Annotated in this window: 14 protein-coding genes; 5 read left to right on the top strand and 9 right to left on the bottom strand. The window is 45.9% G+C overall.

Annotation, left to right across the window (positions count from 1 at the left end; all coding sequences use genetic code 11):
• Positions 1 to 63 precede the first annotated feature (63 nt).
• The 4 genes from WB308_RS06365 to WB308_RS06350 all read right to left on the bottom strand — a co-directional run bounded on the left by WB308_RS06365 (position 64) and on the right by WB308_RS06350 (position 3,239).
• Entirely contained in the window at positions 64 to 567 is a 504-nt protein-coding gene (locus WB308_RS06365; protein WP_424190101.1) for a DNA-deoxyinosine glycosylase, read from the bottom strand.
• Between the two features lie 93 nt (positions 568 to 660).
• Positions 661 to 1,032, bottom strand: a complete 372-nt coding sequence (locus WB308_RS06360) for a DUF1987 domain-containing protein (protein ID WP_424190099.1) — start codon at positions 1,030 to 1,032, stop codon at positions 661 to 663.
• An 18-nt stretch (positions 1,033 to 1,050) separates the two neighbouring features.
• Positions 1,051 to 1,596: a SiaB family protein kinase gene (locus tag WB308_RS06355; RefSeq protein WP_424190097.1), complete on the bottom strand. Its 546-nt coding sequence runs from the start codon at positions 1,594 to 1,596 to the stop codon at positions 1,051 to 1,053.
• A 23-nt stretch (positions 1,597 to 1,619) separates the two neighbouring features.
• Complete coding sequence (locus WB308_RS06350) at positions 1,620 to 3,239, bottom strand: SpoIIE family protein phosphatase (protein ID WP_424190095.1); 1,620 nt, start codon at positions 3,237 to 3,239, stop codon at positions 1,620 to 1,622.
• Positions 3,240 to 3,450: 211 nt separating this feature from the next.
• On the opposite strand from WB308_RS06350, the gene purH reads away from it, so the two are divergent.
• The 4 genes from purH to ung all read left to right on the top strand — a co-directional run bounded on the left by purH (position 3,451) and on the right by ung (position 7,083).
• On the top strand, positions 3,451 to 4,986 hold the full coding sequence (gene purH / locus WB308_RS06345) for a bifunctional phosphoribosylaminoimidazolecarboxamide formyltransferase/IMP cyclohydrolase (protein ID WP_424190093.1): 1,536 nt from the start codon (positions 3,451 to 3,453) through the stop codon (positions 4,984 to 4,986).
• Positions 4,987 to 5,134: 148 nt separating this feature from the next.
• The gene (locus WB308_RS06340; protein WP_424190091.1) at positions 5,135 to 6,019 is read left to right on the top strand and encodes a DnaJ C-terminal domain-containing protein; all 885 of its coding nucleotides are present in this window, start codon (positions 5,135 to 5,137) and stop codon (positions 6,017 to 6,019) included.
• 3 nt (positions 6,020 to 6,022) lie between these two features.
• Positions 6,023 to 6,409 carry a heat shock protein transcriptional repressor HspR gene (locus WB308_RS06335; protein WP_424190089.1) on the top strand — a complete coding sequence of 129 codons (387 nt, stop codon included), beginning with the start codon at positions 6,023 to 6,025 and terminating at the stop codon, positions 6,407 to 6,409.
• Positions 6,409 to 7,083: a uracil-DNA glycosylase gene (gene ung, locus WB308_RS06330; RefSeq protein WP_424190087.1), complete on the top strand. Its 675-nt coding sequence runs from the start codon at positions 6,409 to 6,411 to the stop codon at positions 7,081 to 7,083. Before WB308_RS06335 ends, ung begins: the two co-directional genes overlap by 1 nt.
• On the opposite strand, the gene WB308_RS06325 is transcribed toward ung, so the two are convergent.
• The 3 genes from WB308_RS06325 to WB308_RS06315 are packed head-to-tail and all read right to left on the bottom strand — an operon-like array spanning position 7,043 to position 10,788.
• A complete protein-coding gene (locus WB308_RS06325; RefSeq protein ID WP_424190085.1) occupies positions 7,043 to 7,804 on the bottom strand; it encodes a CHAD domain-containing protein in 762 nt (253 codons plus the stop codon). The genes ung and WB308_RS06325 overlap by 41 nt on opposite strands.
• A gap of 23 nt (positions 7,805 to 7,827) precedes the next feature.
• On the bottom strand, positions 7,828 to 8,835 hold the full coding sequence (locus WB308_RS06320) for an endonuclease/exonuclease/phosphatase family protein (protein ID WP_424190083.1): 1,008 nt from the start codon (positions 8,833 to 8,835) through the stop codon (positions 7,828 to 7,830).
• A complete protein-coding gene (locus WB308_RS06315) occupies positions 8,836 to 10,788 on the bottom strand; it encodes a M3 family metallopeptidase (RefSeq protein WP_424190081.1) in 1,953 nt (650 codons plus the stop codon). It lies immediately after the preceding gene.
• A gap of 90 nt (positions 10,789 to 10,878) precedes the next feature.
• Here WB308_RS06315 and WB308_RS06310 point away from each other — a divergent pair, with 90 nt between their 5' ends.
• Entirely contained in the window at positions 10,879 to 11,496 is a 618-nt protein-coding gene (locus WB308_RS06310; RefSeq protein WP_424190079.1) for a DUF502 domain-containing protein, read from the top strand.
• An 88-nt stretch (positions 11,497 to 11,584) separates the two neighbouring features.
• On the opposite strand, the gene WB308_RS06305 is transcribed toward WB308_RS06310, so the two are convergent.
• Together WB308_RS06305 and WB308_RS06300 are read right to left on the bottom strand one after the other, a co-directional pair.
• On the bottom strand, positions 11,585 to 12,682 hold the full coding sequence (locus WB308_RS06305) for a trypsin-like peptidase domain-containing protein (protein ID WP_424190077.1): 1,098 nt from the start codon (positions 12,680 to 12,682) through the stop codon (positions 11,585 to 11,587).
• 2 nt (positions 12,683 to 12,684) lie between these two features.
• Entirely contained in the window at positions 12,685 to 14,007 is a 1,323-nt protein-coding gene (locus tag WB308_RS06300) for a hypothetical protein (RefSeq protein ID WP_424190075.1), read from the bottom strand.
• Positions 14,008 to 14,037 lie beyond the last annotated feature (30 nt).

The raw sequence follows: 14,037 nt of genomic DNA, 5'->3' as shown, positions 1-14,037 counted from the left end.
TCCGTCATCCTCGGGCTTGATCCAGGGATCCATTCCCATATAAAAGCTGGATTCTCGATCAAGTTAGGAATGACGAGGTGTTGCAATATAGCGTTCTAAAAAACTTTCATAGATAGCTTTTTTTTCCTCCTTTTTCATTGCTGCATGAGCCGGTGAGGTAGAAGGAAGAAGCACCTTCTTGATACTTAAATCTTTGTAATACTTTATAAACAGATCATGGCTTTTTTTACCGGTAAATCCGAGGGCTTTGATATTCGGATACTCCTTCAATAGCTTTTCAAAATCATTGGGAATACAGTTTTTGAGATTCGTATCGCTCGAATTGCTCCGTTCACACGAGCCGATCACATCCCACAACCCGATCCCCTTTTCAAGACAAAACGCTTTTTTGGCCTCATTGGTTTCCAAATGTACATCAAAAATTGCTTCAAGTATCGGCCAAAAGGCGTTACGCGGATGGGCGTAGTAAAAAGCTTGCTCAAATGAGGCGATACTGGGGAAACTTCCGAGGAAAAGAACACGGGTATGGTGATCGAGGATGGGGGGGAAGGGGTGTGAAAAGAGCATCTGTACAATCTTCCCTTTTGTTTTGAGGGGATAGCGCTCTATCCCCCATTTTTATCCGTATGATATTACGAAGGGGAACGCAGTGTCAAGATCTCAAATGGCAATAAAGTTGAAGCGGACATTATCAAGATCTTCTTTGAACTCCTGGCCAAATTCTTCAGCCGTATCGTCTTCTTCATGATGTTTCCAGTTTACGGTAACACTGTTAAATTCAGTAATCTCTTCAAGAAGAGCAAAAAGGTTAAAAAAAACTTTGGTGCTGGCGCTGTTGAAATAGGTCAAAAAGAAATCAAACTGAATATCGGCATCTTGCAGATTTTTCAAATGGGTTTTCAGAGGAGCTATAATGGGATCAAAAAACGCATTAACATCTTCGGGATAGGACTCCCCTTCGAAACTGAAGAGATTATTTTGGGTGTCCAAAACGATTTTTGGTGTGGTTACTGTTGCTGGGATGGTTGTCATCGGTTTTTCCTTTATATATTAAATTACGACTTTGAGTGTAAAATTGTCGTATGTCTCATCGTCTTCAAGAAAATCAAATTCGATAGGTTCGCTTGATTTTCGTGCCATTTCTATAAATCCTACACTTGCCCCTTTGCTCCCCTCTTCAGCCTCTGATCGCATTTTCTCTTTGTACAGAGCTTTCAGTTCGTCGGGACTCATGGAGGAAATCAGATCAAGCTTTTCTTTAAGTGCGGCAACTTTGGTTTTTTCGATTCGGTTGGAACACATGATGTAAAATTTATCATCTTCTGTTCCGATAGCAACCGATCCGTAACTCATACTGGCTTGGTCCGGATTTTGTATTTGATCGGGAGAATAGCGGGTAATGTTTTGGGCCTGTTCAACAAACATGTACAAAACTTTTTGGCTTATCCCCATTTTTGTTTCGTCGGAACTCAATTTTCCTTTAATCATCGAGCTGACCGCAACAATGATCTCTTGTGATAAATATCCGTTATAACAAAAAATAACGTTTTTGGCTTCAATCATATCTTTCAATGCTCGAAAGTCGTTCAAAGTCATCTCTTTTTCCTTGTAATTTAAATTTAAATTTGAAAAGCAATCATCGTATTGTCATCGCGCTGTGATTCGTCTCCCTTGTAATGGTTGTATTTTTCTAAAATGATGGCTTGTTGTTCGTGCATCGGTTTTTGATGGTTGTCAAAGATGATTTCCATGAGCCGTTTTTTACCGAACGCAATTCGTTTACTGCCGCCGATTTGGTCAATGATTCCATCGGTTGTGAGATAAAAACGCATCCCCTCTTTGAGTTTTAACGTCTGATTGGTAAAGGTCAGATCCAGATTACTGTGAACATAGCCGATACTGTGTTTATCGGGTTTGACATGATGCATGTGATTGTCTTCAACATACAGGAGCGGGGTATTGGCTCCGGCGAATGTCAATTGTTTATTTTCAAGATCGACGTAACAAAATGCTCCGTCCATCCCATCATTGGATTCGCTTGTTTCATCGTATTGTCCCAAGGTCTCTTTCACCAGACGGTTCATTTGGCTCAAAAGTGCGGCAGGATCATCCAGATGTCGTTGTTGAGACAGTAAACGGTCCAGAATCGAAATCACGACAAAGGTCATTAAGGCACCCGGAACACCGTGCCCCGTACAATCGATGATGGCAACAAAGAACCCTTTGTCGGTTTTATCGATCCAATAGCAGTCTCCGCCGATAACGTCTTTCGGTTTCCAAATAACAAAAGCGTCATCGGTAAAACGATCGAGCATATCCGGCTCCGGCAAAAAGGAACGCTGAATACGGCTGGCGTAATTAATGCTGCTGCGGACCAATGTATTGATCTGCTCTAATTCTTTATTATTATCTTGGATCAGTTGAAAGGAGTGATGGAGTGCCTGACGGGAGAGTTCAAAACTTTTCCCGACTTGTCCTATCTCATCGGTACGTTTCCACACAAACGGTTCGTCAAATTTTTGGTTTGCCAACGCTTTGGATTGGGACAAGAGTTCGCCAAAAGGGTGTGTAATGTCGGAAACCACCCTTTTAACCATCTTTGCCACATAAATGGCACCGGCAATACTGATAAGAATGACGAGTGCCAAAATGGCAAAAAACTGGATTTGAGTGGTGGAATAAATGTTTTGAGCGTTGAGAATCTGTACTTGCATAAGCTTGTTGAGCAATGGTGTCAACTCGATAATGGTGTAGGGGGCATCATCCGTCGTCCAGGCGATGACATCCATTAACTTTTTCTCTTTAACAAGAAGAATCAAATTATCCAGACTTCGGAGAGATAAATTAAAATATTTTTCGGTATCGGGTAATAATGCCGTTTCCGCTTCGGTTAAATGGCCGTTTTTATAGGCGTTCCACTCGGTCACGATTTTCGCTTTTTCACTATTGAGCGTGGTGTACGCCTGTGCGTAATCCGTGACTTCACCGTGGGCAATATTCTGGGCCGTAACCAGTACTTTTTGTTCGTATGATTCTTTGATTAATCTCAGGTGCCCCAGAGGTTCAAGCGCGTTTTCATTCAGCGCCCGAATGGAAAAATTGGAGATAAGCATCCCGATGATGCCGGCAATAATAGCGCTTATAGCAAGCAGTTGCGTCAGCTTGACTAAATAGTTTACCTTATCGTTTACGCTTGTATTTTCGAGTACATCAGGCATAAATTTTGTCATTAATCCCATTGTTTTCCTTTTTGAAATCGGTATGAAAGGTGCGATTTTGCAGAAGTATATAGACGTTTTATTACGAATACGAAACGAAATAACGGCTATTTTTATGCACAACAAAAGGTTCACCATTCTCTCAAATGAAGCGATTTACCTTCCCCTAAACCACTTTTTGTTACAATCCTGACAATAATTTATGGGTATGTAACCCACTCAAAGGAACTGCATGAAGCGTGCATTGCTAAGCGTCAGCGACAAAAGCAACATCGTTGAATTCGCCAAATCTCTGATCGGTTTGGATTATGAGATCGTCTCGACGGGCGGAACATATAAAATGCTCAAAGAGGCAGGCGTATCTGCGATTGAGATCGATGAGGTAACCAAATTTCCCGAATGTTTTGAAGGGCGTGTTAAAACCCTCAATCCGTATATCCACGGCGGGATTTTGCACCGACGTGACAAACAATCGCACCTCGACCAAGCGGCAGAGCTCGGTGTCGAAGCGATCGATTTGGTGTGTGTCAACCTCTATCCGTTCAAAGCGACGATAGAGAAAACCGACGATTTCGAAGAGATTATCGAAAACATCGACATCGGCGGACCGGCGATGGTACGTTCTGCAGCGAAAAATTTCGACAGCGTTATCATCCTCACCGATCCGTCCGATTATTCGTTGGTTCTCAATGCAATCGCAAACGGTGAAAACACGGTGGAGTTTCGCCGCGATTTGATGATCAAAGCATACGAACACACGGCGGCGTATGATTCGATGATCGCCAACTACATGAACAAACGCTTCAATAACGGTATGGGCTCAAAACAGTTCATCGTCGGAAACAAAGTAATGGATACTCGTTACGGCGAAAACCCGCACCAAAAGGGCGGTTTGTACGAGTTCGATACGTTCTTCAGCCAAAACTTCAAAACTCTCAAAGGGGAAGCGAGCTTCAATAACCTTACCGACATTAGCGGTGCGGTGAAAATCGCGGCGGCATTCGGAGATGAAAATGCGATCTGTATCGTCAAGCACGGTAACCCGTGCGGTTTTGCAATCCGTGAAAATCTCCTTGATGCGTACACCGAAGCGCTCAAATGTGACCCGATTTCCGCGTTCGGCGGTGTCGTTGCGGTCAACGGTGTTGTGACGAAAGAGCTGGCAGAGAAGATGAACGAGATGTTCCTCGAAGTGATTATCGCAGGGTCTATCGATGAGGAGGCGCGCGCGGTGTTCGAGCCGAAAAAACGTCTCAAGCTTTTCGAATACGGAAGCGAACGTATCGCTCTGAGCAACGACGCAATCGATTTCAAACACATCGACGGCGGATTTGTATTCCAAGATGCTGACCGCGTAACCGCGGATGAAGTTAAAAATGCAAAATTGGTAACAAAACATGTGGCCGATGAAGCGGCGATGAAAGATGCGGAGATCGCGTATAAAGTCGCATCACTGACCAAATCAAACTGCGTTGTTTATGTCAAAGACGCGGCGATGGTCGCCGTCGGTATGGGGATGACCTCTCGTGTCGATGCGGCGCGTTGTGCATTGCGCAAAGCCGAAGAGATGGGTCTCGATGTGAGCGGTTCGGCGTTAGCCTCTGAAGCGTTCTTCCCGTTCCGTGATTCGATCGATGCTGCGGCGGGTGCGGGTGTTAAAACCGTTATCCAGCCTGGCGGCTCTGTGCGGGATGAGGAGGTCATCGCGGCGGCGGATGAACACGGTATGGCTTTGTATTTTACCGGTATCCGCCACTTCCTTCACTAAGCATAGTTGCGTCCTATTGGCGCAATTATAAAAACCCTCTTCTTCCCTATATAGCGAGCTTCTCTTTTTAACCTTGATTGACTTTGACTCAACTGTAATGCTATAATATCTACTATAATAATTAATAGAGTCAAAATAGGATTTAAAAATGTCTAAAAGTTTATACACTACCCTCGAAGTTGCTCCCGGTGCAAGCGAAGCCGAGATTAAAAAAGCGTACCGCAAACTCGCCCGCCAGTATCACCCTGACGTGAATAAAGATCCCAAAGCCGAAGAGAAATTCAAAGAGATTAATGCGGCTTATGAGGTTCTTAGTGACAAAGAGAAGCGTGCCAAATACGATCAGTTCGGCGATTCGATGTTCGGCGGACAAAATTTCCATGACTTTGCCCGAGGGCAGGGGGGAAATGTAGATTTAGACGACATTCTCCGTAATATCTTCGGCCAGGGTGGCGGTGGATTCAGCGGAGGCGGTTTCGGTGGATTTGGCGGACATGCGGGATTCGGAGGCGGCTTCGGCGGAGGGGTGAACCTCGATATCGATGCCAATGTCACGGTTCCCTTTGCCGTTGCGGTACTCGGCGGTAAGCACTCCATCAGCCTCTCGGGAGAGAGCTTCGATATTAAAATCCCTGCAGGGATCAAAAGCGGTGAAAAACTCCGTGTCCGCGGTAAAGGTAAAAAAGCGGGAGCTCAAGCAGGTGATCTCTATCTACGGATCGATGTTGCCGCCAATCCTGAGTATGAGCGGGAAGGGGATAATCTCGTAAAAACCTTCAATGTTCCCCTCTATGCAGCCCTTTTCGGCGGCAAAGTGAGTATTCAGACGCTGGAAAAAGAGGTGACACTCAAGGTTCCCGAAAACACGAAAAACGGCCAGCGGTTCCGTCTCAAAGAGATGGGGGTGATGAACCGAGGGACAAACGTACGCGGCGATTTGTATTTAAAAGCGAACATCGTGTTACCGGCCGTTGACAAGATCGATCCTTCTTTGGTCGAGCAGATGAAAAAATCTCTGCCGCAAGGAGACTAGAAGATGCACCATTTTGACGAACCGGTATACATGATCAGTATCGTAGCGAAGATTTTGGATATCCATCCTCAAACGCTTCGTCAGTATGAGCGGGAAAATCTGATTGCTCCCTCGCGCTCCGATGGGCGCATCCGCCTCTACTCTCAACGGGATATCGAAAAGATTAAAACGATTCTCCGTCTGACCCGTGAACTGGGGGTCAACCTCGCGGGGGTGGATGTGGTGATGCGACTGAAAGATAAAATGGAGATGATGGAAAATGAACTTGCCGAACTTCGTGTAGAGGTAGCACGTATCCGTAACAGCTCCAATGTTCCCCCTGAAAAATCGCTGGTAACGAAACGGAGCATTTATGAGATGGTTATTTTCGAAGACGATATTCTAAAGTAATGGGGCTGCATCCGATACTCCATGAGAGCTGGAAAGAGGCATTGTATACCGAATTTTCCCATCCCTATATGGAAGAACTCAAAGCCTTTTTAGTCGAAGAGAAAAAAAAGTATACGATTTTCCCGCAGGGAAGCCATATTTTCAATGCGTTTAACTCCACCCCCTTTGATGCCGTCAAAGTGGTAATTTTGGGGCAAGACCCGTATCACGGAACAGGGCAGGCCCATGGACTCTCCTTTTCGGTTCAGCACGGTGTCGCTCTTCCCCCCTCCTTACAAAATATTTTTAAAGAACTGGTGAGCGATATGGGATGCCCTTATCCCAAAAGCGGGGATCTGAGCCATTGGGCGAGCGAGGGGGTATTGCTTCTCAATACCCTCCTAACCGTTCGTGCAGGAGAGCCGTTTTCACACAAAGATCGGGGATGGGAACGTTTCACCGATCAGGTGATCCGAGCGTTGAGTGAACAGCGCGAGCACATTGTCTTTATTCTGTGGGGTGCTCCGGCAGGGAAAAAAGCTTCGCTGATCGACGCGCATAAACATCTGATTCTGAGGGCGCCGCACCCCTCACCCCTCTCCTCATACCGGGGATTTTTCGGTTCCCAACCGTTTAGCCGAACCAATAGGTATCTTACGTCGATGGGGATAGAACCTGTTGCGTGGTGTCTTTGAGCCGTTGAAGGGCTTTTTTTCGTTTTCGTAGAATCTCTTTTACTTCAGACGAGGGAAATTCGCGAGAGAGTTTTTTTAGCCATTTGACTTGATTGGCCGCATCTTGAACCGCCCCCAATTGATTTTGCCGTTGTTTGCAGAGTAAGATGAGTTCTCGGCATGGATGTAGGTTGGAAATCTCCAAAAATTCAAAACCGTATCGCGCATCTTTGTAGTCGATTCGCAGACGATGAAGTGCTTTGGATTTCGTACCGGGTTGCAGTGTGTGATAGGTATCCAAGCAGTGCTGATACTGGGTTAAAACCCTTTGTATCATTATTTCCGGTATGAAATGGGGATCGCTCTGATGAAGGAGCGTCGCATACTCCTCTAAGAGTAAAAAGGTCTGCGCGATAAATTGGGGGGTGAAGAGAGTTTTCAAGCTCTCTTGACGCAGTTTCGTGAGCTGTTTGAAAAGTTTAGGAGAGTGTGATGGGGAGAGGGAATCCAAAAGTACGTCAAGCTCGCGGATCGGATTGGTCACTTTCATCACCCCTTTTAACGGTTCCGGAAACGGTACTGTATCCTTCGTAAAAAGTTTCACCAAAGAACGGATATGCCGCAGTGCTATCCGAAAGTCGTGAATCTGTTCCCCTTTTCCCTCGTCTTGAAGGGAGTGGAGAATGACACGGGCATGATAGAGCTGATAAAGGAGGTATTGGGTTAATGTACTTGCTTCCATCGGGCTATTATAGCCAATGAATATTACATCCGAAAGAGAGCATAAATAGGGAGGTGGTCGGAATACCCCTCCCCCAGATGGTGCTTTGGATGTTTGCGGCTTTGCTGCCAGCGATATACTTTTCCTTTGTAAAACAGATACTCGGGATCGTATCGCTTAAAACTTCCCCGTACATACTCTATCCCTTGTCCATCGGCGAGGGCTGGGGAGATGATGATATTGTCCAACCCCTCGCCGCGCCCTTTGTATTGGTGACTCCACCGTTTCTCTTCGCTGATCTCATACCAGAGGTTGTACAGATAGCCGCCATTGTTTTTGAGGGATGCATAGGTGATGGGATTTCCGTCATTGTCGATAGTCCGCAGAATATGATTGATTCCTGTGATCCCTTCGGTATCGTTGTGACGGCGGCTTTTTAGAAAGGTTCGGTACTCTTCATAATGGGAGTTAAAATCGCCAACCAATACGAACGGTTCATCGGAAGTGAGTTCATTGAGACGGAGCAAGAGACGCTTTGCCGATAGAATCCGCATACTTTCCGGTCCGCTTTTGGATTTCCAGTGGTTGACGAATACATGCAAAGGTTTGCCGTCAATGTTGATTTTGGCTTCTAAAATATCGCGGTATTCGCGGCTATAGCTGACCGGGTGTTTGTAGGCGCTTTGGATAGGATAACGGCTCAGCAGTGCGGTGTTGACGCTGGAGTTTTTCCCGCGTGCAAATACGTAATAACGGTAGTAAAGTCCTTGCCGTTTGAGCTGAGCTTTGAGCGCCTTTAGGGCCGTTTCGGATTCAATCTCCTGCAATCCGATGATGTCCGCACCGATACCTTGTATGACGGTTGCGGTATTGCGCAGTTTCGTCCGGTATATCTCATCCGTCCACCCCCAGCTGCCGTTAGGGATGTACTCTTCATACTCGTTGCCGTCATGATTCATATCGAACAGATTCTCGACGTTATAGCTCGCTATTTTCACCTCGACCCCTTCCAGAAATGACATCAGCAGTGCCAACAGCCATAGTAAACGCATTTATTCGATTCCGCTGAGGCGAAGGAGGTTTTTAGACTCGCACTCGCGCCCCATCATCTCGAAAAACAGCTCCTGCATACTCTGAGATCCCCCTTTAGCGAGGACAATCTCTTTGTATTTTCGGGCGAGTTCAGAACCGAAAACCCCCTCATCCACAATGGCATAGTAGGCATCGGCGCTCAGTACTTCTGCCCATTTATAGCTGTAATACCCGGCACTGTAGCCGCCGCTGAAGATATGGCTGAACCCGTTTTGGAATTTGTTATAGGCCGGGGGTTTTATCAAAGCTGTACGTTCTCGTATGGAGTCTAAAAGAGCTTGAATCTCCTCTCCTTGGTAGAGTTTGGAGTGCAGCTCGAAATCAAACAAGGAAAATTCGATTTGACGAAGCATGAACATCCCGCTCTGGAAATTTTTGGCACGAATCAATTTCGCGATCATCGCATCGCTCAGGACCTCTCCGCTCTCATGATGTTTTGCAAAGAGTTTCAGCACTTTGGGTTCATAAGCGAAGTTTTCCAAAAACTGGGAGGGGAACTCCACTGCATCCCATTCGACTCCATTGACTCCGCTCACTCCGTGTTCTTTGACTTTACTCAAAAGATGGTGGATTGTATGTCCCATTTCATGAAAGAGGGTGACAACATCATCATGTCGAAGCAATGACGGAGATGTGTCGGAGGATGGAGGAAAATTACAGACAACAAAAGCGCTGGAGAGATGAGTGCATCCCGCCGTATCTTCACAATGGGTTTGAAAATTATGCATCCATGCACCGCCCCGTTTGTCTTGACGCGCTTCGAGATCGAAATAAACCCGTGCGGTAAGTTTTTCCCCCTCATAGATATCGTAAACGCTCGCTTTCTCATCCCACAATTCGATCTCTTGAGGGACAAAACGGAGCCCGAAAAGTTCATCTAAAAAACTAAACATACCCTCCATGACGCTGTTCTGTTCAAAGTAGGGACGGTACTCCTCTTCGTCGATGTCGTATTGGGCTTTTTTGAGGATTTCGCCGTAGTAGGCGGTGTCGTAGCTTTGCAGATCGACTCCCGGAGCGATAGCACGGAGCTCTTCGAGTTCGCGCATCCCCTGCTTACGGGAGGCCTCTATGAGTTCACCCAAAAATTTCAGAACACTTGCTGTACTGGGGGCCATTTTGGAAGCGAGAGAGTACTCAGCGTAATTTTCAAACCCCAACAGCTTGGCACTCTCTTGGCGCAGAGCCATCAGCTCATCGATAATGGCCCCGTTTTGAGGGGCACGGGTCGTATAGGCACGGTAAAGCTCTTCCCGAACAGCGCGATTGGGACCATAGGTCATGTAGGCGATGTAAGAGGGCATTTGAAGGGTAAAACGGTATTGGATGACACCGTCTTTTTCAAAACGAGCATTTTCCAAATCACTCTCGGGTATCCCTATCACATCCGCTTCGTCGGAGATGATTTTCTCAAAAGCGTTGGTCGCATCCAAAACATTTTGGGAAAAATCATTGGTGAGGGTACTTTTGCGCAGGTTGATTTCAGAGAGGCGCTGTTTGGAAGTTTCATCCAAATGGGCACCGGCGAGTTCGAAATGGAGGATATTGAGATCGAGTATGCGTCGCTGCTCCGTATTGAGTTTGTCGTATTCACTGGCTTTGATAGCTTTGAATGCTTCGTAAATAGCGAGATTCTGTCCGACAAAGGTAGAATAATCGGTCAGAATCGGGAGGGCATCCGCATAGACTTTTTGGGTCGCTTCGGAATTTTTAACGGCATTGATATGCGAAAGAGGGGTAAATAAAAGTTCCAAGTCCTCTTCCATCAAATCAAACGGGCGGACAAAATTGGCGTAAGTTTTATCAGTAATCGCCAATAAATCGGCAATGGTTTTATGGTTGATTTCGATTAGAGCATTCAAATCGGGTATAAACGTCTCTAAATCGAGTTTAAATTCGGCAAAAGGGTGCATGATCTCTCCTGTAGTGATGATATTGTAGTAAAGTGTTTCAAAAAGTATTCTATAATTCGACAATTTGTCATATTAAAAAGGTTTACTCACATGAGTGCAAAAATCAAACTATTACTTCGTTATATCTTTGTCGGGGCATTATCCCTTTTTCCTTTGATTTTGGTGATTGTGGTGGTCAATTATCTCAAAAACTTGGGAGTCAGCGCCTATCTTTCACTGCATGATTACACCAATTCATTTGGGGTGACATTGGCTCTGATGGCGGGGGTTGTCGCTGTTTTTGCCCTTTTGGGATTTTCGATTGAGAAATACGGACGCTCTATTTTCATCTCTATGATAGATACGACGTTTGAGAAAATTCCGGCTATCCGTTCGGTTTATTCGGTCTCGAAAAAACTCGCCGCAATGCTCTCCGGCGGTGAAGACGGGACAAAGAAAGAGGTGGTGCTGGTTGAATATCCCAAAGAGGGGCTATGGGTTCCGGCCTATCTGCTCAATCGCCATGAAAACATCTGCGTAGTGTTTATCCCGACTTCCCCCAACCCCACCAGCGGTTATACGGTGATCGTCGATGAAGCGCTGATTAAAAAAACGACTCTTACCCTCCAAGAAGCCTCTTCATTCATTATCAGTATGGGAGCCGATTTTCCGAGAAAAGAGGAAGTGTCCATGCTGATTCAGAACGCTAATGGAATAAAATCCCATTAGCTACGCTAGCCGCTATGGCGCATGTAGCGAAGCGAAAAGCCTAACGAAGTGAAGGCAAACGCTTGGCCTCGTTCGAGGCAGAATTAATTTATTCAAACTCATCAAATTTCGGCTCCAGTGCTTTAAACCGTTCGAGGAGGAGCTGTTGATAACGGGGCGCATTGTCGAAGAGTTTGCGCAGTGCTGAAGTCCCGTACGCCTCGCTCAGGGAAGAATCGACAACGATATACGAGAGATAGACGGTGTTTTCGTTGATCGAAAACTGCAGCCGTTCCAACGAACTGTTCTCGCGGAGCAAAAAGTCGTACATGGTTTCGATATTTTCCTGCGGAATACGGCAGAGTGCTGAATCAGCGATAATGATACCGTTATCGTAATAGTTGATATCGATGCGGGTGCTCCCCTTCTCAAATCGCCAGCTGCGCTGACTTCGGCGCGAAAGGGTGACGTTGATCTTCAGTGTTTCCAAAATCTTTTCGACCAATGCCACGACTCCCGAGGGCTTGTACCCCTCACGTCTGCGTTTGGCGACTTCTAGCTTTGTTCCGCATTTGGGACAATAATCGTTTTGAATGGTGGGTTCGTGGATTAGATTTTTACACGAAACACAACGGATAACATCTTCTTTGTTCAAGGCGTTGAACTGATCAAGGGCCTCTTTTAGCGTGTAGGAGGGGAGAGCAAACCCAAGATTATTGGAGTTTTGGATGATAAACGTATTCACTCCGATCACTTCTGCAGAGTCGTTGAGCAACGGCCCTCCGCTGTTTCCCGGATTGATAGCGGCATCGAATTGAATATACTCGACTTCTCCCTGCAAACGTGAAGCTTTCGAGACAATCCCTTCCGTTGTGGAATAGTTGAGGCCGTAAGGGTGCCCGATCGCGATAACTCCATCCCCATCCGATACCGGCTTAGCAGAGAGGATCAAAGGATTTTTACGTTCAATCGGAAGGGGAGAACGGATAAAGGCCAGGTCAAAGGCCGGATCGTCATAGATAACGGTTCCAATGGTTTTGGGAAGTGTTTTGGTACTGATGAGCACCTCTTTGAGACCGCTTACGACATGAGAATTGGTGACAATCACCCCATCAATGAGAAATCCGCTTCCGCTTCCGTAAGGATTGGTGATTTGAACAATGCTTTCGATTGTTTGCTCGACCATTTTTTGGGTGGCTGTATTCACGCTTAGACTTCCGTATAATCAAGATTTTTGATTTGAAGATAAAAACTTTGGCTGAAATGATCCAAATCACTGTAATTCAGGTGTTCGGTAAAATTTTGTAACCCTTTGTAACGGCTCATATAGGGTTCTATTGACTCCCGAATACGCTGAGAAATTAGCTTTTCTTTGAACGTACGGGTGAGCGGATCATACAGAGGTGTCTCACCGGCAGCTTTGAAAAAATCGGAGGTATAGACTTCGACGTGGAGATGGAGCAATGCGCGGAGTGAGGGGTGCAGGCCGTAATTATAGAGAATATAGAGGGAAATATAGCGGTAAATGACACTGATGACGTAGTTGGAACGGTTGTTTTTGTACCAGCGCACTTTGTTTAACGACTCATCGATAAATGCGGCAATCTCATCGTGCATTGCCTGCTCGAAGGGAGAAAAGGTGTAGGCGGAATCGTAAAACTGCGTTGAAAATGTCTCGATATCCATGGTCTCGAGTTCTGCCAGATATTGTTCCAAATCGGCATTTTTATCTTCGGTCAGTTTTTCATCTTCCAAAAAATAACCGTTGATCTTTTCGCTGATGTTTTTTGCCATTTTTTTATGGGGAAGGAGAAGATAATCGATTTGGAGCAAAAGGGCAAGATAGCTGAAAGAGACCATTCCGGTGTTGTCATTGGATAAAAGGCCGATGAGACTCTGTTTGGTTTCTTGTATCCATTGGTGCATAAACGCATAATGCGATTCGATTTTTACAGGGTTGATGAGGGTAAGATGCCCTGTGTCGAGCAGTACCGATTCATCAAATTCACCGGCAATAAACTCTTTTTCAAAATCGGCGTTGAGGGCAATTTCGCGGAGGGGAAAAAAGATCTTTTGGGGGGTAATGGTCGCATTATCGAGTCGAATGGAGAGTTTAATGACCCCTATTTCTTCACTGAAACGGCAATAGGTAAGTTGAAAATCACGTTCTAAAAAACGGCGTTTGATCGCAACATGGAGTTTTTCGCTCAGGGCAATATCGGCATACGCTTCCAGTGACGTCGGGGTAACAGAACCTTTAATCAGAGCGTATCCTTGATAGAGGCTGAACCGGAGTGTTTCCTCGGAACGTTCGATAGAAAGATGGGGGAGGGAAAATGTACTTTCTTGATGCATCAGCGAAGATAAGAAATATTCATATCCGCTGAGGATATCTCCTCGAATAAACGCTTCTGAAGCACGTTCAAACAGCTCTCTCTCTTCCGGGTTTGGGAGGGCATGAATCCCTCTCCCGTAAAGCGGGGGACGATGCATCGGTGTCGGATTCAACCACGTTCTAATAGTATCGAACAACTTCACCCCTGCTTTTCCTTTGCCGTTATG

Source organism: Sulfuricurvum sp. (assembly GCF_049587615.1).
Taxonomy (GTDB): domain Bacteria; phylum Campylobacterota; class Campylobacteria; order Campylobacterales; family Sulfurimonadaceae; genus Sulfuricurvum.
Note: the sequence above shows the minus strand (reverse complement) of the source record. Positions and strands in the feature narration are given on the sequence as shown.